This window comes from Enterobacter sp. BNK-14 (genome assembly GCF_047456095.1).
Classification (GTDB): domain Bacteria; phylum Pseudomonadota; class Gammaproteobacteria; order Enterobacterales; family Enterobacteriaceae; genus Enterobacter; species Enterobacter kobei.
Genome location: NZ_CP179897.1, coordinates 2,063,862 through 2,082,007, shown reverse-complemented (window position 1 = coordinate 2,082,007; position 18,146 = coordinate 2,063,862). Strand labels below are relative to the sequence as shown.

At 58.0% G+C, this 18,146-nt stretch carries 16 protein-coding genes; 10 read left to right on the top strand and 6 right to left on the bottom strand.

The window, feature by feature from the left end; translation table 11 throughout:
- Positions 1-22 precede the first annotated feature (22 nt).
- Positions 23-1,915: a DNA topoisomerase IV subunit B gene (parE, locus tag ACMGGM_RS09890; RefSeq protein ID WP_014885256.1), complete on the top strand. Its 1,893-nt coding sequence runs from the start codon at positions 23-25 to the stop codon at positions 1,913-1,915.
- An 83-nt stretch (positions 1,916-1,998) separates the two neighbouring features.
- Here parE and ACMGGM_RS09885 read toward each other — a convergent pair whose 3' ends face one another.
- On the bottom strand, positions 1,999-4,140 hold the full coding sequence (locus ACMGGM_RS09885) for a TonB-dependent siderophore receptor (protein ID WP_063943570.1): 2,142 nt from the start codon (positions 4,138-4,140) through the stop codon (positions 1,999-2,001).
- Between the two features lie 384 nt (positions 4,141-4,524).
- Between ACMGGM_RS09885 and ACMGGM_RS09880 the strand changes: the two genes are divergently transcribed.
- From ACMGGM_RS09880 to ACMGGM_RS09860, 5 genes are read left to right on the top strand one after another with little or no spacing between them, the layout of a single operon-like run.
- Entirely contained in the window at positions 4,525-5,337 is an 813-nt protein-coding gene (locus ACMGGM_RS09880; protein ID WP_023331315.1) for an ABC transporter ATP-binding protein, read from the top strand.
- Positions 5,334-6,317, top strand: coding sequence for a FecCD family ABC transporter permease (locus ACMGGM_RS09875; RefSeq protein ID WP_063943572.1), 984 nt, complete (start codon positions 5,334-5,336; stop codon positions 6,315-6,317). Before ACMGGM_RS09880 ends, ACMGGM_RS09875 begins: the two co-directional genes overlap by 4 nt.
- Positions 6,314-7,354 carry a FecCD family ABC transporter permease gene (locus tag ACMGGM_RS09870; RefSeq protein ID WP_047344514.1) on the top strand — a complete coding sequence of 347 codons (1,041 nt, stop codon included), beginning with the start codon at positions 6,314-6,316 and terminating at the stop codon, positions 7,352-7,354. Before ACMGGM_RS09875 ends, ACMGGM_RS09870 begins: the two co-directional genes overlap by 4 nt.
- 9 nt (positions 7,355-7,363) lie before the next feature.
- Positions 7,364-8,314 (top strand): iron-siderophore ABC transporter substrate-binding protein, encoded by a 951-nt coding sequence (locus ACMGGM_RS09865; protein ID WP_045134850.1) that lies wholly within the window; start codon positions 7,364-7,366, stop codon positions 8,312-8,314.
- Entirely contained in the window at positions 8,311-9,186 is an 876-nt protein-coding gene (locus ACMGGM_RS09860) for a MurR/RpiR family transcriptional regulator (RefSeq protein ID WP_063943574.1), read from the top strand. Before ACMGGM_RS09865 ends, ACMGGM_RS09860 begins: the two co-directional genes overlap by 4 nt.
- Before the next feature lie 31 nt (positions 9,187-9,217).
- Here the strand turns inward: ACMGGM_RS09860 and lysM are convergent, their stop codons facing one another.
- The 5 genes from lysM to qseB all read right to left on the bottom strand — a co-directional run bounded on the left by lysM (position 9,218) and on the right by qseB (position 12,836).
- Positions 9,218-9,658: a peptidoglycan-binding protein LysM gene (gene lysM / locus ACMGGM_RS09855; RefSeq protein ID WP_014885249.1), complete on the bottom strand. Its 441-nt coding sequence runs from the start codon at positions 9,656-9,658 to the stop codon at positions 9,218-9,220.
- Positions 9,659-9,809: 151 nt separating this feature from the next.
- Positions 9,810-10,124: a putative quinol monooxygenase gene (locus ACMGGM_RS09850; RefSeq protein WP_008502984.1), complete on the bottom strand. Its 315-nt coding sequence runs from the start codon at positions 10,122-10,124 to the stop codon at positions 9,810-9,812.
- A gap of 31 nt (positions 10,125-10,155) precedes the next feature.
- Positions 10,156-10,737 (bottom strand): NAD(P)H-dependent oxidoreductase, encoded by a 582-nt coding sequence (locus tag ACMGGM_RS09845; protein ID WP_063614114.1) that lies wholly within the window; start codon positions 10,735-10,737, stop codon positions 10,156-10,158.
- Between the two features lie 105 nt (positions 10,738-10,842).
- Positions 10,843-12,180: a quorum sensing histidine kinase QseC gene (gene qseC / locus ACMGGM_RS09840; protein WP_063614115.1), complete on the bottom strand. Its 1,338-nt coding sequence runs from the start codon at positions 12,178-12,180 to the stop codon at positions 10,843-10,845.
- Positions 12,177-12,836 carry a quorum sensing response regulator transcription factor QseB gene (gene qseB, locus ACMGGM_RS09835; protein ID WP_014885245.1) on the bottom strand — a complete coding sequence of 220 codons (660 nt, stop codon included), beginning with the start codon at positions 12,834-12,836 and terminating at the stop codon, positions 12,177-12,179. The genes qseC and qseB overlap by 4 nt, the downstream gene beginning before the upstream one ends.
- Positions 12,837-12,975: 139 nt before the next feature.
- On the opposite strand from qseB, the gene ACMGGM_RS09830 reads away from it, so the two are divergent.
- From ACMGGM_RS09830 to ftsP, 4 genes are all read left to right on the top strand, one after another.
- Positions 12,976-13,377, top strand: a complete 402-nt coding sequence (locus ACMGGM_RS09830) for a YgiW/YdeI family stress tolerance OB fold protein (protein ID WP_014885244.1) — start codon at positions 12,976-12,978, stop codon at positions 13,375-13,377.
- 118 nt (positions 13,378-13,495) lie between these two features.
- A complete protein-coding gene (gene parC / locus ACMGGM_RS09825; RefSeq protein ID WP_050861938.1) occupies positions 13,496-15,754 on the top strand; it encodes a DNA topoisomerase IV subunit A in 2,259 nt (752 codons plus the stop codon).
- Positions 15,755-15,917: 163 nt separating this feature from the next.
- On the top strand, positions 15,918-16,655 hold the full coding sequence (gene plsC / locus ACMGGM_RS09820; protein ID WP_014885242.1) for a 1-acylglycerol-3-phosphate O-acyltransferase: 738 nt from the start codon (positions 15,918-15,920) through the stop codon (positions 16,653-16,655).
- Positions 16,656-16,713: 58 nt separating this feature from the next.
- Positions 16,714-18,126, top strand: coding sequence for a cell division protein FtsP (gene ftsP / locus ACMGGM_RS09815; RefSeq protein WP_023331309.1), 1,413 nt, complete (start codon positions 16,714-16,716; stop codon positions 18,124-18,126).
- Positions 18,127-18,146: the final 20 nt, after the last annotated feature.

Genomic DNA, 18,146 nt, shown 5'->3' with positions numbered 1-18,146 from the left:
ATGCGAATTGCTAGTTTAAATCATGACGCAAACCTATAACGCTGATGCCATTGAGGTCCTCACCGGGCTTGAGCCGGTTCGCCGCCGCCCGGGGATGTACACCGATACAACGCGCCCAAACCACCTGGGCCAGGAAGTTATTGATAACAGTGTGGACGAAGCGCTGGCGGGCCATGCCAAACGCGTTGACGTCATCCTGCATGCCGATCAGTCGCTGGAAGTTATCGACGACGGGCGCGGCATGCCGGTGGACATCCACCCGGAAGAGGGCGTGCCTGCCGTTGAGCTGATCCTGTGTCGTCTGCACGCGGGCGGTAAGTTCTCCAACAAAAACTACCAGTTCTCCGGCGGTTTGCACGGCGTGGGGATCTCCGTGGTTAACGCCCTGTCCAAACGGGTGGAAGTGAACGTCCGTCGCGACGGTCAGGTCTATAACATCGCGTTTGAAAACGGCGAAAAGGTGCAGGATTTGCAGGTTGTCGGCACGTGCGGCAAACGCAACACCGGTACCAGCGTCCACTTCTGGCCAGACGAAAGCTTCTTCGACAGCCCGCGTTTTTCCGTTTCTCGCCTGACGCACCTGCTGAAAGCGAAAGCGGTGCTGTGTCCGGGCGTAGAAATCACCTTTACCGATCACGTCAACAACACCGAGCAGACCTGGTGCTACGCCGATGGTCTTAATGACTATCTGTGCGAAGCGGTAAACGGCCTGCCGACGCTGCCGGAAAAACCGTTCGTCGGTAACTTTAGCGGTGACACCGAAGCGGTGGACTGGGCGCTGCTGTGGCTGCCGGAAGGCGGCGAGCTGCTGACGGAAAGCTACGTCAACCTGATTCCAACCATGCTTGGCGGTACGCACGTCAACGGCCTGCGTCAGGGCCTGCTGGATGCGATGCGCGAGTTCTGCGAATACCGCAACATTCTGCCGCGCGGCGTGAAGCTGTCGGCGGAAGATATCTGGGATCGCTGTGCCTACGTGCTCTCCGTGAAGATGCAGGATCCGCAGTTTGCCGGCCAGACCAAAGAGCGTCTGTCGTCACGTCAGTGTGCGGCGTTCGTCTCCGGCGTGGTGAAAGATGCCTTTACCCTGTGGCTGAACCAGAACGTTCAGGCGGCAGAGATGCTGGCTGAAATGGCGATTTCCAGCGCCCAGCGCCGTCTGCGTGCGGCGAAGAAAGTGGTACGTAAAAAGCTGACCAGCGGCCCTGCGCTGCCGGGCAAGCTGGCGGACTGTACCGCACAGGACCTCAACCGTACCGAGCTGTTCCTCGTGGAAGGGGACTCGGCGGGCGGGTCGGCCAAGCAGGCGCGCGATCGTGAATATCAGGCGATCATGCCGCTTAAGGGTAAGATCCTGAACACCTGGGAAGTCTCTTCAGATGAAGTGCTGGCTTCGCAGGAAGTGCATGATATTTCCGTAGCGATCGGTATCGATCCTGACAGCGACGATCTGAGCCAGCTTCGTTACGGCAAGATCTGTATCCTCGCGGATGCGGACTCCGATGGTCTGCACATTGCCACGCTGCTGTGCGCGCTGTTCGTGAAGCACTTCCGCACGCTGGTGAAAAACGGTCACGTCCACGTGGCGCTGCCGCCGCTGTACCGTATCGACCTCGGCAAAGAGGTTTATTACGCGCTGACGGAAGAAGAGAAGGCGGGCGTGCTGGAACAGCTGAAGCGTAAGAAGGGCAAGCCTAACGTCCAGCGCTTTAAAGGGCTGGGTGAGATGAACCCAATGCAGCTGCGTGAAACGACGCTGGATCCGAATACGCGCCGTCTGGTGCAGCTGACCATCAGCGACGAAGACGAACAGCAAACGAATGCCATGATGGATATGCTCCTTGCCAAGAAACGTTCGGAAGACCGACGTAACTGGCTGCAGGAGAAGGGTGATATGGCGGATATTGAGGCCTGATGCCCTCACCCTAACCCTCTCCCACAGAGAGAGGGAATGGATCGTAGGCCCGGTAAGCGTGAGCGCCACCGGGCTTTTTTACATCAAAACTCCATCTTCACCGTAAACTGCACTTCACGCGGATCGCCGATTTGGTTGCCCAGATTATTGGTCGCGATAGATGACGTGTAGTAGGTCTTATCAAACAGGTTCTTCACGTTGACCTGCAGCGTCACCGGATACTGCAGCTTCATCTTGTACGCCGCAAACGCATCCGCCACGAAATAGCCCGGCAGATAATAATCCGCACTGTTGGTCGCTGAGCGACGGCTCACGCCATGCCCGCCGCCGCCGAGGGTCAGCGTATTCCCGGCAAACGCATTATGAATATCGTAGGTCAGGAACAGGGAACCGGTATGGCGCGGTACGTTTGGCAGCGGTTTACCCGCATAGTCCGGGTCTTCCAGCACTTTCGCGTCGGTATAGCCGTAGCTGGCGATAATGTTGGTGTTCTCCGTCAGCGACCCGGCGAGATCCACCTCTACGCCCTGAGAACGCACGCGGCCCGCGGTTTTGGCGATGGTTTCGCCCCCGATGCTTTCGGTATACAGCACGTTGCGTTTGTGAATATCAAACAGCGCGATGTTGGCAGTAACCCCGTCGAACAGGTCGAACTTTGCGCCCACTTCGTAGGCATTCGACGTTTCCGGCGGCAGGTCGCCAATATAGCTCGCAATGGACGACTGCGGCATAAACGTCTGGGAGTAGTTAGCAAACAGCGAAACGGACGGCGTGAGTTTGTAAACCAGCCCCAGCTTTGGCGTCCACTGTTCGTCGCGACTGTCGGTGTTAACGTTGAAAGGACGGCCTTTACCGGCGTACTGGGTGTAATACTGATAGCGCATCCCGGCGACGGCGATCCATTTATCGGTCAGGTACAGGGCATCCTGCGCGTAGGCAGAGTAACTCTCCTGCTTCAGCGTCTGGTCGCTGTCAGCGGCGGAGACGGTTGTACACTTGTCGAGTTTGCCGTAAACCGGATGGTAAATATTGAAACCTTTGACGTTCTTACAGCGCATCATGTCCGTACGCAGCAGATCGTAATTTTCATACGACACGCCGGTCAGGATCTCATTGTAAAAGCCCGCGATATCCACGTTGCCCTGCAAATCCGCGCGGGTGCTGTGCATGCGCTGGGTTGAGCCCTGGGTCGCATCCACGCGACGGGTGAGGTTACCGGTTTTGGCACCGTAGGCCATCACGCGGGCCTGGTTATCGCTGTATTTATCCTGGCTGTAGCTGTAGTCGAACTTCGCGGTCCACTGGCTATTAAGGCGGTATTCCGCGTTAAGCTGAGCGAGATCGGACTGCCCGTCAGTGATGTTAAACGGCTCGTCAAAACGGGTATTGCGATCGACGTTCACCGGCTGTTTGGTGTTGAGGTCGAAGATCGTGCCGCGATCGAACGGCGTTTTATAGTCACGGTGGGAATAGAGCACGGTCACCGTGGCATCATCGCCAAACCAGGTCAGGGAGGGGGCGATAAAGGTGCTGCGTTCGTTACCGAAATTGCGCCAGTAGTCCTCGTCCTGATACTCCCCCGTCAGGCGGTACGCCAGACGGGTCCCGTCAATCGGGCCGGTCACGTCAACCTGTCCGGTGCCGCCGCCAAAGCTGGAGGAGGTGGCAGAAATTGCGCCGCCGAAGGTTTTCTCCGGGCGTTTAGTGACGACATTAATCAGGCCGCCCGGATCGAGAATGCCATAAAGCGTTGAGGCCGGGCCTTTCAGCACCTCCACGCGTTCGGTAGCGGCGTTGAAGCTACGCGGCAGGACGGTACGCAGACCGTTGGTCATGATCGAGCCGTCACGGTTCGCGCCAAATCCACGGCGTACAAAGGCATCCTGCGTACCGCCCAGGGTGTTGGTCTGAACCACGTTGCTGACGTTATACAGCGCTTCATCGAGCGTGGTAGCGTGCTGATCCGCAAGCACTTTATCGCTGACGGTATTCACCACCTGCGGGATATCCAGCATGGGCATGGTGGTCAGCGTCGCGGTGGAGGTGTTCAGCGGCTGGTAGCCGTTGGTGGCCTCCGCCACGGGAGTGGGATCGGCGATAACGGTAAGCGTTTCGCCGTCTTTAGCCGTATTAGCGTCTGCGGCCTTTACCAGCGGTGCGATAAACAGCAGAGAAAAGAGCGCGCGCCCTTTTACCCCAGAGAGTGAAGGTGTGAACGTAGCCATTACATCTGTTATCCCGAAATATCCGTGAATCATCTTCACGGAAGAATGTGTGAGTCATTGCCCTTAATGGTCTGCTCGTTAGCCAGAACCGGCATCGAACATGTAATTGAGAATCATTCAATCATGCAGGCATGTAGTAGTAAATGAAAAAAGATAAAAATTGGCTACACAGGCGAAACGTGACGGAAATACAAAAGGTTAACCATTTAATTGATTGAAAAATAGATACTTATTTGAGTTTTGTGTCGCGTGTAAATGCCCCGTTACCCCTGGTTTTTTAAGGGTATTTCTTCACTTGACTACTACATGACGCGGCGGCAAACTCTCAAAAGAGAATGATTTTTATTTATATTTATTGCTGTTTTTCATTACGTTGGCATTCACGTGGCTCACAACACCCAAAAACCGGGACTGGTTCTGGAGAATCTTTCTGCCGGTTACCAGAAAAAAATCATCGTTGATGATATCTCCCTTGCGATCCCGCAGCAGAAAATAACCGTTCTGGTGGGCGCGAACGGCTGCGGAAAATCGACGCTGCTGAGTACGATTGCGCGCTTACTCCAGCCGCTGGGCGGCGCGGCTGTTCTCGACGGCAAGGCAATCCACGCGCAGCCGACGAAAGCGGTCGCCCGCCAGCTTGGCATCCTGCCGCAGTCGCCGCTGCTGCCGGAAGGGTTAACCGTTTTCGAGCTGGTCTCGCGCGGGCGTTTCCCGTGGCAGAATTTTATGCGCCAGTGGAGCGACGAAGATGAGCGGGCGGTGGAAGAGGCGCTGCGCCTGACCGGCACGGCGGAGTTTGCCCATATGCCCGTCGAAAGCCTGTCCGGCGGCCAGCGTCAGCGCTGCTGGATCGCCATGGCGCTGGCGCAGCAGACGCCGTATATCCTGCTGGATGAACCGACCACCTTCCTCGATCTCCGCTACCAGGTGGAAATCCTCGAACTGCTGCATACGCTGACGCGCGCGCATGGACGTACCGTGGTAGTGGTGCTGCACGACCTTAACTTCGCCGTGAATTATGGTGATTCACTGGTCTTTTTACGCCAGGGAAAAGTGGAGGGCGTGTTACATGAGGGCGACGTCTGCACGCCGGCGTTGATTAAAGCGGTATTTGATGTCGACGTGCATATGTCCATCAATCCGCTGACCGGCAAACCGTTCTTTATGCCGTTCCGCCAGGTCACGGAACAGCCATGATGCGCACCTCTCTGGCTTTCCTGCTTTTCACCTTGCTGCTGGCGATGGGCGCGATTGCACAGCTGGGTATCGGTGCGCGCTTTATCGCCCCGAAGACGGTGGTGGAGGCCTTCTTCCATTTCGACCCGCGCAATTTCGACCATAACATCATTATCAAACTGCGGCTGCTGCGTCTCTGCGGCGCGATGGTGACAGGTGCTGCCCTCGGCGTCGCGGGCGTGCTGCTGCAATCCGTGATCCGCAACCCGCTCGGCGAACCGCATATTCTGGGGCTCAATGCCGGGGCGGCTCTGGCGGTGGTACTGACGAGCGCGCTTGGGCTCACGCTGCCGTTTGGACGCCCGCTGATTGCCGCCGCTGGCGCCGCTGCGCTGTTTCTGCTGGTACTGATGTTCTCCTCGTCCGGCCGCGCCGGACTTACGCCGATGAAGGTGACCCTGTGCGGCGTGGCGATGTCGGCGTTTGCCGCGTCGATTACCGCCACGGTGCTCATTCTGGATGAACAGACGCTGCTCGCTATGCGGACCTGGCTGGCGGGAGATTTAGCAGGGCTTAGCGGTGAAACGATCGCCGCTGCCCTGTGGGTGGCGGCCATGGGGTTTGTGCTGGCGCTCGGGTTATCGCCCTCGCTCAATATGCTGGCGATGGGCGACAGGATGGCGCAGGGACTGGGCGTGTCGCTGCTGAAAACCCGCCTGCTCGCTCTGCTTTCTATCGCGCTACTCTGCGGGGCGGCGGTCTCCCTCGCCGGGCCGATTGGCTTTATCGGCCTTGTGGTGCCGCAGCTCATTCGCCGTGTGGTGTCGGTCGATCTGCGCGTGATGGTGCCGCTCTCTGCCTTGTGCGGGGCACTGGTTCTGCTGCTGGCGGACATTGCTGCCCGCACGCTGTTTACGCCCTGGGAGCTGGCAACCGGCATCATGACTGCCCTGGTCGGCGCGCCCGTCTTTATCTTCATGGCTGCAAGGATGTTCAAATGAACCGGGCTGGATTGCGCGCGTTACGCGTGGGGGCTTTCTCGGCGCTGGTTCGTCCAAAAGCGCTGGTGTGCCTGGCCGTCCTGACGCTGGCGGCCTGCGTGCTAACCGCTTTTGGCCTGACGCACGGCTCGCTTCCCGTTCCCGCATCCGCCATTGGGCGGGCACTGTTTTATCCCGAAAGCCTGACCTCAGAGACGCACTACATCGTGATGGATATCCGTCTGCCGCGCCTCCTGATGGCGGTACTGTGCGGCGCGATGCTCGGCATGGCTGGCGCGGCAATGCAGTCCATTACCCGCAATGGCCTGGCGGACCCGGGGCTTATCGGCGTGAAAGAGGGTTGTAGCGCGGCGGTACTGCTGCTGATTTTTCAGTTTCCGGCGCTGGGACTAGGCTGGCGGCCGCTGGTCGGCATAGCCGGAGGCCTACTCACTGCGCTGCTGGTGGTGGCCCTGGCGCGTGATATTTCGCGTCCACGATTCATTCTGATCGGCATCGGCGTTTCATGGGCCTTCGCCGCGGCAATGGGCGTCTTTATGACCACGGCGGACGTGCGCGACGTGCAGACGGCGATGCTATGGCTGGCGGGAAGCCTGCACGCGGCAAACTGGACGCTGGTCAGCATTGCGGCAGCCTGGTCGCTTCCGGCATTTGCGCTGCTGTTATTAACCGCCCGCGCTGCCGACGTGGCGCTGCTCGGCAACCACGCGGCGGCGGGGCTGGGGGTGCGCACAAACCGACTGGCGCTGCTGCGCGTTCTCGCCCCGGTGGTGCTGACGGCGGCCTGCGTCTCCTGCGTGGGCAGTATTGGTTTTGTCGGGCTTATTGCGCCACATATGGCGCGCCTGCTGCTGCGCGGCGGGCAAACCGCGCTCCTGACGGGAAGCGCGGTGCTGGGCGCGTTGCTGGTGCTGCTGGCGGATAACGTCGGGCGGCTGGCATTCCTCCCGCTGCAGCTGCCTGCGGGCATTGTGATTTCACTGATTGGTGGACCCTTTTTCCTGCTGCTGCTCTGGCAGCGTCGGGACAGATTTTAGGAGACTATGATGCGCGTACTGTTTGCGATGCTGTTGCTGGTAGGCTTTGCGGTGAGTGCGGCCGAGCCGACCCAGACGTTTACGGACGATCTGAACCGGAAAGTGGTGGTACCGGTACATCCGAAACGGATCGTCTCGTTACACGATCTGGATATCACCATTCCACTGATTGAGCTTGGCGTACCGCCCGTGGCGAGCCATGGCCGCACGCGACCGGACGGTAGCCACTTTCTGCGGTCCAGCGGCATGTTGACCGGCGTCGACTTCGATAATTCCGACATCAAATTTATCGGCACTGCCGATATCGACATTGAGGCCATCGCCGCGGCAAAACCGGACCTGATCATTACCGAGCCGACCCGCAACACGCCGGTGGAGCAGCTGGAAAAGATAGCCCCGACGGTGAGTATCGATCATCTCGACGGCGGCGCGCCGGAGATCTACCGCAAACTGGCGCAGCTGACGGGCACGCAGGCGCGGCTCAAGGTTCTTGAACGCCGCTATCAGGAACAAATCAAGGCGCTGAAGGCGACTATCGACACACGCAAAATCACCGTGTCGGTGATTCAGGCTAATCAGGGGAAAATCAACGCCATGCACAGCTACCATTCGCTGGGGCGCGTCCTGCGTGATGCCGGGTTTACCTTTCCGCCGCTGATTGAGTCCATCCCGGAGGGCGGGCGGATTGACGTCAGTGCTGAACGGCTGCCGGAGCTGGATGCTGATTTCGTTTTCGCTACCTGGCGCGGGGATACGGGCGGCAAACCGCAGGATGAGCTGGCAGCGATGGATGCGGTCATGCCCGGCTGGTGCCAGTTCCTGAATGCCTGCCGAACCGGCCACTACGTACTGATTTCGCGCGAAGAGGCCATCTCGAACTCGTTCGCCTCGTTAGGGCTCATGGCCGCGCAGGTGCAGTCGCAGATTGCCGGACGTCCTTTGCCGGAGGCGTCACGATGAGCCGAAAAGTCGATGTTTTCGGCGACCGCCTCCGCTCGCGGGCGCACCAGCTTACGCCGCGGCTGCTGCTGGTGGCGCGCTATATCAATGAAAATCGTGAAGCGGTGATGGAACAGACGGCGATGGAGATTGCGACGCTGCTTAAAACGTCGGATGCCACCGTCGTCCGCGCCATCCAGGCACTCGGTTTTGGTGGATTGCGCGATCTCAAGCAGACGCTGGAGCAGTGGTTTGGTCCGGTGGTGACCTCCAGCGAAAAGATCTCCACCACGGTGAATACGCTTACCAGCGACGTCAATGCGAGCATTGATTTCGTGCTGGAGGGGCACCAGCATACCTGTAACGTCTTGTCTGAACCCCACAACCGCCTCGCGATGGCGCAGGCGGTCTCACTGCTGGCTCAGGCGAGGCAGGTTGCCCTATTTGGTATTGGCGCGTCCGGGATTCTGGCCGAATACACCGCCAGATTGTTCAGCCGGATGGGACTCCCCGCCATGCCGCTCAACCGTACCGGGATAGGGCTTGCGGAACAGTTGATTGGGCTCCAGCGCGGCGATGTGCTGGTCATGATGGCGCAAAAATCTGCGCATCGGGAAGGACAAACCACGCTGCGCGAAGCGAAACGCCTGGGGATCCCCACCGTTTTGCTGACCAATGCCACCGACTCACAATTCAGTAAAGAGGCCAGCGTGGTGATCCACGTCCCGCGTGGCGGAGAGAAGGGTAAAATCCCGCTTCATGGCACGGTGCTGCTGTGTCTGGAGATGATTGTTTTATCCGTTGCCTCCACCGAGCCGCAGCGCACCATTAAGTCGATGAAGCGTATCAATGAGTTGCATCGTGGGTTAAAGCCGGGGAAGAAAAGCAGTTAAAAACAGTCGGGGGTCCCCCCCGACTCGTGGATCACGCTTTAGGAATACGCAGCGTCTGGCCCGGATAGATTTTATCCGGGCTGGAGAGCATCGGGCGATTGGCCTCGAAAATCTTGTTGTACTGGTTGGCATCGCCGTACACGGTTTTGGAGATAGCGCTCAGGGTATCGCCGGATTTTACCGTGTAGTAGGTGGCTTCATCTTTGGCATCGGTCGCGGTGATATTGTTCTCCACCTCGCTGACGCCCGCGATGTTCCCGACGGCGACCTGGATTTTCTCTTTCTGCTCCTGGGTCAGCCCGTCGCCCGTTACGCTGGCTTTGCCGTCGGTAACGTTAACCTGGACTTTGTCTGAACCGGGAATGTTGAGTTTCTTGAGGTGCTCGGTGATTTTGTCGCCCTGGCCTTTATGATCGGTCAGGTTATCCCACAGCTTTTCGCCTGCTTCTTTGACGAAGTTAAAAAGACCCATTCCATCCTCCTGTTAATCATGAAGTCAGAATAAGCATAGCAGTTGAGGTTTAAGGTGCTAAAAAAGCCCGGTGGCGCTAACGCTTACCGGGCCTACGGTTCAGGTTTTGTAGGCCGGGTAAACGCAGTGCCACCCGGCAAATTCCACGAACTTAAACCCCTTGCTCCAGAATACGGATGTGGGTCTCCAAAACGTCACCCTTCACCGCATCGCTCCACGCTTTCATATGTGCGGTCTGCAAATGCGCTTCAAGATGGGCGACGGTTTCCCACTGCTCAACCATGATAATGGAGTCTGGCGCGGTGGCCTGGAAGCTTGCGTCAGTAGCGGCGTCCACCATCGGCGCGTAGCCGTGGCAGCCTTCTTCTTTCAGTACGGTTGGGATAATTTTCGCGAACTGATCCAGCACCGCCTGACGGTGATGTTGACCTGGACGAGTACGGATTTCTGCGATTACTGTAAGCATGGTTACTACTCCTTTAATTCCAGGCTACCAGTTAAGCAAAAATTTTCGCGAGATGCTTGCGATATTCTGCGATATAGCTCGGGACGTCCGGCATTTTAATCACGTCGTTGACGATAAAGGTCGGCAGCGGATCCATCCCCAGGAACTGGTTCGCCTTGTGGAACGGCAGATACGCACCGTCGACGCCCACGCCTTCAAAGAACTGATCTTTTTCGGTGAAGGCTTCCAGAGGAGCGTTCCAGGTCAGGGAAAGCATATATTTTTTGCCCTGAATCAGACCGCCGGAACCGTATTTTTTCGACGCGTCTGAACGGGTGCGGCCGTCGCTGGCATACAGTGAACTGTGACCTTCGGTGAAGACGTCGTCCATGTACTTTTTCACCGTCCACGGTGCGCCCATCCACCAGCCCGGCATCTGCCAAATCACCACGTCGGCCCACAGGAAGTTCTGCACTTCCGCCTTCACGTCATACTCGCTGTCCGCACGCACGACCTTAACATCATGCCCGGCGTCGCGCAGGAAACCATCCGCGACCTCGGTCAGGGTGTCATTCAGTTGGCCTTTAGAGTGCGCAAATTCTTTTGCGCCGTTGATAATCAAAATGTTGCTCATTATTTGTCCTCGTGACTGAGAGTATGCCGGGTATTCTACGCGCGAGGACGGAGCGGAAAAATGAGCAAAATGTGCAAAGTCTTTTGCGTTAAATGCAATAATCTTTTACCAGCTGACGTTCACTTCGAAGCCGCCTTCAGGGGCGTTGCCCAGCGCGACGTGCATCCCGTGCAGGGTGGCGATGCGTTTCACAATGGATAACCCCAGCCCGCTTCCGGTGGCATCCTGACCTGGCGGACGGTAAAACCGCTCGCCGAGACGCGCCAGCGCATCGGGGGAAATACCCGGGCCATTGTCGCGCACGGTAAAGCGACGCGCATCCAGCGTCACATCCACCACGCTGCCGCGCGGACTGTAACGGGTGGCGTTATCCAGCAGGTTACGAACCAGCAGGCTCAGGAGCAGTTGCTGACCCGTGCGCGTCACCTCTGGCGCGTTAATGTTCAGACGAATATCAATGCCCGCCTGCTGCGCCGGAGGGTAGATATCCATTACCGCGGACTGCAGCAAATCGGCCATCGCTATCTGTTCTACACCGTCCAGGCTGTCCAGCGAGTCCAGACGCGACAGCGTGAGGAGCTGATCCACCAGACGGGACGCGCGATCGATGCCCGCGTGCAGCTGCGTCAGCGCTTTTTCCTGCGCCTGCGGATCGTCCTGAGAGAGCTGCGCCACGTCGGTTTGCACCTTCAGCGCCGCCAGCGGGCTGCGTAATTCATGGGCGGCATCGGAGGTAAAGCGGCGCTCGCGGGTCATCATCTCCTGGGTACGCGCAAAGAGATGATTCAGCGAGTCGAGCAGGGGGCGCACTTCCGCCGGTACGCCCTGGGTGGGCAGGGCATCGGTGGCATCCGGCGAGCGCGCGCGCAGGGTCTGTGCCAGCTTTTTCAGCGGTTTCAGTTCCCGACTCAGCAGGACAATAAGCAACAGCAGCATTACCGGCAGCGCCACCAGCCAAGGCGTCAGCTGTGAGCTGACGACGTCGAGCGCCATATCCTGCCGGTACTCCCACTCCTGGCCGACCACCACGCGGTATTTCCCGTCTGGCGAGGTTAGCCATAAAAAGCGCCATTCGTCGTTATCGTCCTGAAGCCGTCCGTCGTCAAAGCCGTCACGGCGATAGTGATACGGGATATCGCGGCCGTTTTCGCCGTCGTTCAGGATCATCGTGCCGTCTGAAGCGTAAATCGCAAAGGCCAGCGCGTCGTCGTCAAGATGCCCGTGTTTGGCTTTTTTCGGCACCTCTCGCATGCGCGCTGGCGCATGAAGCTCGTCCAGTTCCATCGTCAGCAGTCGTTTGGCAAACAGCATCTGCTGCGTATCGAACAGCTTATCCAGCTTGTGGGTGGTCTGCTGCCAGGCCACCAGGCTGGCGGCGAACCATGCCGTTAGAGAGAGGACTAAAAACAGCAGCGTCAGGCGCAGCTTCAGGCTCAATTTCATGCGTCACCCAGGGTATAACCGATGCCGTGTACGGTGCGGATAAAGTCGCTTCCGAGCTTGCGGCGTAAATGATGAACATGGACTTCGACGGCATTGCTGGAGACGTCATCGTCCCAGGTATAGAGTTTTTCCTCGATCAGCTTGCGCGGCAGTACCCGGCCTGCGTTACGCATTAACAGCTCCAGCAGCGCGAACTCTTTAGGCTTAAGCGTTAACGTTTCGCCATCCAGCGTGGCGATAAGGCTCGCTGGATCGAGCGTGACCTTGCCGTGGCGCAGTTCGCTGCGCGTCTGGCCGTGGCTGCGGCGCACCAGCGCTTCAAGGCGGGCAGCCACTTCGATCAGGGCAAAAGGCTTACAGAGATAATCGTCCGCCCCGAGGCGCAGCCCTTCAACACGCTGGTTCAGCGCATCCCGCGCCGTCAGGATCAGTACCGGCTCGCTGTGTCCGCCTTCACGCCAGGCGCGCAGAATGTCCAGACCGTCAATTTCCGGCAGCGTCAGGTCCAGCACCACGGCATCATAGGGCGCGGAAGCGAGCGCGGCCTGCCCGGTTTTCCCCTCGGTAAACCAGTCCACACTAAAGCCCAGTTTGCTTAAGCCCGCTTTGATGCCATCGCCGATGAGCTTGTCATCTTCTACCAGTAAAATGCGCATGTTCCCTCCTTGATGCCGCCAGTAAACCCTCTCTAAGCGGCTGGTGTACAGTAAAAATAAATAAATTTTCCCCTTAAGAAGTTGTTAAGGATTACCCTGTTTAATGGACTGCGAAACGACATTAAAGGGAGAGATTACGATGAAAAAATTCGCTGCAATTGCTGCCATCATGATGATGACCACCGCGCCGGTCTTTGCTGCTCAGGGCGGTTTTAGTGGCCCATCCGCCACGCCGGCCCAGACGCAAACTCAGCAGGGCGGTTTTGTCGATAACAACGCTAACCTCACCACCGCGGCTAAAGTGAAAGATCTGAAGGACGATGCCTGGGTGAAGCTGCGCGGGAACATTACCGAGCGCCTGTCCGATGACCGCTACACCTTCCGCGATGAGTCCGGTACGGTGGTGGTCGAAATTGACCACAAGCGCTGGAACGGCGTGACCGTGACCCCGCAGGATAAAGTGGAGCTGCAGGGTAAAGTCGATAAAGACTGGAACGAGTTTGAAATCGATGTGAAGCAGGTTATCAAGCTGAACAAATAACCCGAAAAGGGCCGCTCACCCGGCCCTTTTTCTTTGTGACTCAACTCGTCAGATAGGGTAGTATCTGCGGCAATATTGCCTGAAACCCATCGGTTTCTGAGTTGAGGAATCACACGTAATGAGCGATATGGCAGAGCGCCTCGCGCTACATGAATTCACGGAAAACGCCTACCTGAACTACTCCATGTACGTCATCATGGACAGGGCGTTGCCGTTTATCGGGGATGGCCTGAAGCCGGTTCAGCGCCGCATCGTCTATGCGATGTCCGAACTGGGGCTGAACGCCACCGCCAAGTTCAAGAAATCCGCCCGTACCGTCGGTGACGTGCTGGGTAAATACCATCCGCACGGCGACAGCGCCTGTTATGAAGCGATGGTCCTGATGGCGCAGCCGTTCTCTTACCGCTATCCGCTGGTGGATGGTCAGGGGAACTGGGGGGCACCGGACGATCCGAAATCCTTCGCGGCGATGCGTTATACCGAATCTCGTCTCTCTAAATATGCCGAAGTGCTGCTGGGCGAGCTGGGTCAGGGAACCGTTGACTGGGTGCCAAACTTCGACGGTACGATGCAGGAGCCGAAGATGCTGCCTGCGCGTCTGCCAAACATCCTGCTGAACGGTACCACCGGTATTGCGGTCGGTATGGCGACAGATATTCCGCCCCACAACCTGCGTGAAGTGGCGAAAGCCGCCATCACCCTGATTGAGCAGCCTAAAACGTCGCTCGACGAGCTGCTGGATATCGTTCAGGGGCCGGATTATCCGACTGAAGCGGAAATCATCACCTCGCGTGCGGAAATCCGCAAAATCTACCAGAACGGTCGCGGCTCCGTGCGCATGCGCGCGGTGTGGAATAAAGAAGACGGCGCTGTGGTGATCACCGCGCTGCCGCACCAGGTTTCCGGCGCGAAAGTGCTGGAGCAGATCGCCTCCCAGATGCGCAATAAAAAGCTGCCGATGGTGGACGACCTGCGCGACGAATCTGACCACGAGAACCCGACCCGTCTGGTGATCGTGCCGCGCTCCAACCGCGTGGACATGGAGCAGGTGATGAACCACCTGTTTGCCACCACCGATCTGGAAAAAAGCTACCGCATCAACCTGAACATGATCGGCCTTGACGGACGCCCGGCGGTGAAAAACCTGCTGGAGATCCTCTCCGAATGGCTAACGTTCCGTCGCGATACGGTCCGCCGTCGTCTTAACCATCGCCTGGAGAAAGTGCTGAAGCGCCTGCATATCCTCGAAGGTTTGCTGGTGGCGTTCCTCAATATCGACGAAGTCATTGAGATCATCCGTACCGAGGACGAGCCGAAGCCGGCCCTGATGTCGCGCTTTGGCATCAGCGAGACGCAGGCGGAAGCGATCCTCGAACTGAAACTGCGCCATCTCGCCAAACTGGAAGAGATGAAGATCCGCGGTGAACAGAACGAGCTGGAAAAAGAGCGCGATCAGCTGCAGGCGATCCTCGCGTCCGAGCGCAAGATGAATAACCTGCTGAAGAAAGAGCTGCAGTCGGATGCTGATGCTTTCGGCGACGATCGTCGTTCTCCGCTGCACGAGCGCGAAGAAGCGAAGGCGATGAACGAGCATGACATGCAGCCTTCCGAGCCGGTGACCATTGTGCTGTCGCAAAGCGGCTGGGTGCGCAGCGCCAAAGGCCATGATATCGACGCGCCGGGTCTCAGCTACAAAGCCGGAGACAGCTTTAAAGCGGCGGTGAAAGGCAAGAGTAACCAGCCGGTGGCGTTTATCGACTCCACTGGTCGCAGCTACGCCATCGACCCTATCACGCTGCCTTCCGCGCGCGGCCAGGGCGAACCGCTTACCGGTAAGCTGACGCTGCCGCCGGGGGCGACGGTTGATCATATGCTGATGGAGGCCGATGACCAGAAGCTGCTGATGGCGTCTGACGCGGGTTATGGCTTTATCTGTACCTTTAACGATCTTGTGTCGCGTAACCGTGCCGGTAAAGCGCTGATTAGCCTGCCGGATAACGCTCGCGTGATGACGCCGCTGGTGATCGAGAACGAAAGCGATATGCTGCTGGCGATCACCTCCGCCGGACGCATGCTGATGTTCCCGGTCAGCGACCTGCCGGAGCTGTCGAAAGGGAAGGGCAACAAGATCATCAACATCCCGTCGGCGGAAGCCGCGAAAGGTGAAGATGGTCTGGCGCACCTCTTCCTGCTGCCGCCGCAGAGCACGCTGACCATTCATGTTGGCAAGCGTAAGATCAAACTGCGCCCGGAAGAGCTGCAGAAAGTGGTGGGCGAACGCGGTCGTCGCGGTTCGCTGATGCGCGGCCTGCAGCGTATCGACCGTGTGGAGATAGATTCACCGGCGCGCAGCAGCGCGGGTGACAGCGAAGAGTAGTCTCGTGATATCCCCCTCCGTCCGGAGGGGGAAGTTCAATAAAATTTCCCGTAAAATCGTTGTTAATTCGTGCGTTGCGATTAACAATACGCGCTCGTAATAAAGTCCTTACCTGGCCACAGGTGAAGTATAATTGTCAGCTGTTGGGGCTTCAGAGGTCGCTATGCTATATATTGTTCGTCTTATTCTTACCGTTATCTACTGTATTCTGGTCTGTGTTTTCGGCTCAATTTATTGCCTGTTCAGCCCGCGCAATCCTAAGCACGTTGCCACCTTCGGCCATATGTTCGGCCGCCTTGCACCGTTGTTTGGTCTGAAGGTTGAAAAACGCCTGCCTGAAGGGGCAGAGAACTTCGGTAATGCCATCTATATCGCCAACCATCAAAACAACTACGATATGGTGACGGCCTCCAATATCGTTCTGCCGCCGACCGTGACGGTGGGGAAAAAGAGCCTGCTGTGGATCCCGTTTTTTGGCCAGTTGTACTGGCTGACCGGTAACCTGCTGATCGACCGTAATAACCGCGCAAAAGCACACAGCACCATTGCGGAAGTGGTGAATCATTTTAAAAAGCGCAAAATATCCATCTGGATGTTCCCGGAAGGAACGCGTAGCCGTGGGCGTGGCCTGCTGCCGTTTAAAACGGGCGCTTTTCATGCCGCAATTGCGGCGGGTGTTCCAATTATTCCTGTGTGCGTTTCCAATACTTCGAATAAGATTAATCTCAACCGCCTGAATAATGGTCTGGTGATTGTCGAAATGTTGCCGCCTGTCGATACCAGCAAATACGGTAAAGACCAGGTACGCGAGCTGGCAGCACATTGCCGCGAGCTGATGGCTCAGCGTATTGCGCAGTTGGACAAAGAAGTCGCAGAAAGAGAAGCCGCCGGTAAGATTTAATCCGGCGTTAAAGGGAAAACGAATTCCCGCGTTGTTAGTCGTTTCAGATGGAGCTTATATGTCACTCAGTCGGCGTCAGTTTATTCAGGCTTCGGGGATTGCCCTCTGTGCGGGTGCGATGCCGCTGACAGCCAGCGCCGCCGGGCAGCAACAGCCGCTGCCCATTCCGCCGTTGATTGAATCCCGTCGCGGCCAGCCGCTATTTCTGACGCTACAGCGCAGCCACTGGTCTTTTACCCAGGGCACGCGCGCGCAGGTATGGGGCATTAACGGGCGCTACCTCGGGCCAACCGTTCGCGTGTGGAACGGCGATGACGTTAAGCTCATTTACAGCAACCGCACCACTGAAAATGTTGCCATGACCATCAGCGGTTTACAGGTTCCAGGCCCGCTGATCGGTGGCGCGGCGCGCATGATGTCTCCCAACGCCGACTGGGCACCCGTCCTGCCGATCCGCCAGAGCGCGGCAACGCTGTGGTATCACGCCAACACGCCTAACCGCACGGCGCAGCAGGTCTATAACGGTCTGGCAGGGATGTGGCTGGTGGAAGATGAGGTCAGCAAGTCGCTGCCGATCCCGAACCACTACGGCGTGGATGATTTCCCGATCATTATTCAGGATAAGCGCCTGGATAACTTTGGCACGCCGGAGTACAGCGAGCCGGGGAGCGGTGGCTTTGTTGGCGATACGCTGCTGGTAAACGGTGCGCAAAGCCCGTATGTCGAAGTTTCCCGCGGTTGGGTGCGTCTGCGTTTGCTTAATGCCTCTAACTCCCGTCGTTATCAGCTGCAGATGAGCGATGGCCGCCCGCTCCACGTGATCTCCGGTGACCAGGGCTTTTTACCTGCGCCGGTCTCCGTTAAGCAACTGGCGCTGGCGCCGGGGGAACGTCGGGAAATTCTGGTGGATATGACCAACGGGGATGAAGTCTCTGTCACCTGTGGCGAAGCCGCGAGCATTGTTGACCGTATTCGCGGGTTCTTCGAGCCGTCGAGCATTCTGGTCTCCACGCTGGTGTTAACCCTGCGTCCAACCGGCCTGCTGCCGCTGGTCACCGATAGCCTGCCGATGCGTTTGCTGCCGCAGGAGATCATGGGCGGTTCGCCGGTGCGCAGCCGTGATATCAGCCTGGGCGACGATCCGGGCATCAACGGCGCGCTGTGGGACGTCAACCGTATCGACATCACCGCCCAGCAGGGCACCTGGGAGCGCTGGACGGTCCGTTCAGATATGCCGCAGTCGTTCCATATTGAAGGGGTGTCCTTCCTGATCCGTAACGTCAACGGTGCGATGCCGTTCCCGGAAGATCGCGGCTGGAAAGATACCGTCTGGGTGGATGGTCAGGTCGAACTGCTTGTCTACTATGGTCAGCCTTCGTGGCCGCACTTCCCGTTCCTGTTCCATAGCCAGACGCTGGAGATGATGGACAGGGGCTCAGTGGGGCAGATGTTGATCAACCCCGCGCCATAACCCCCTGACATTCCCGGTTC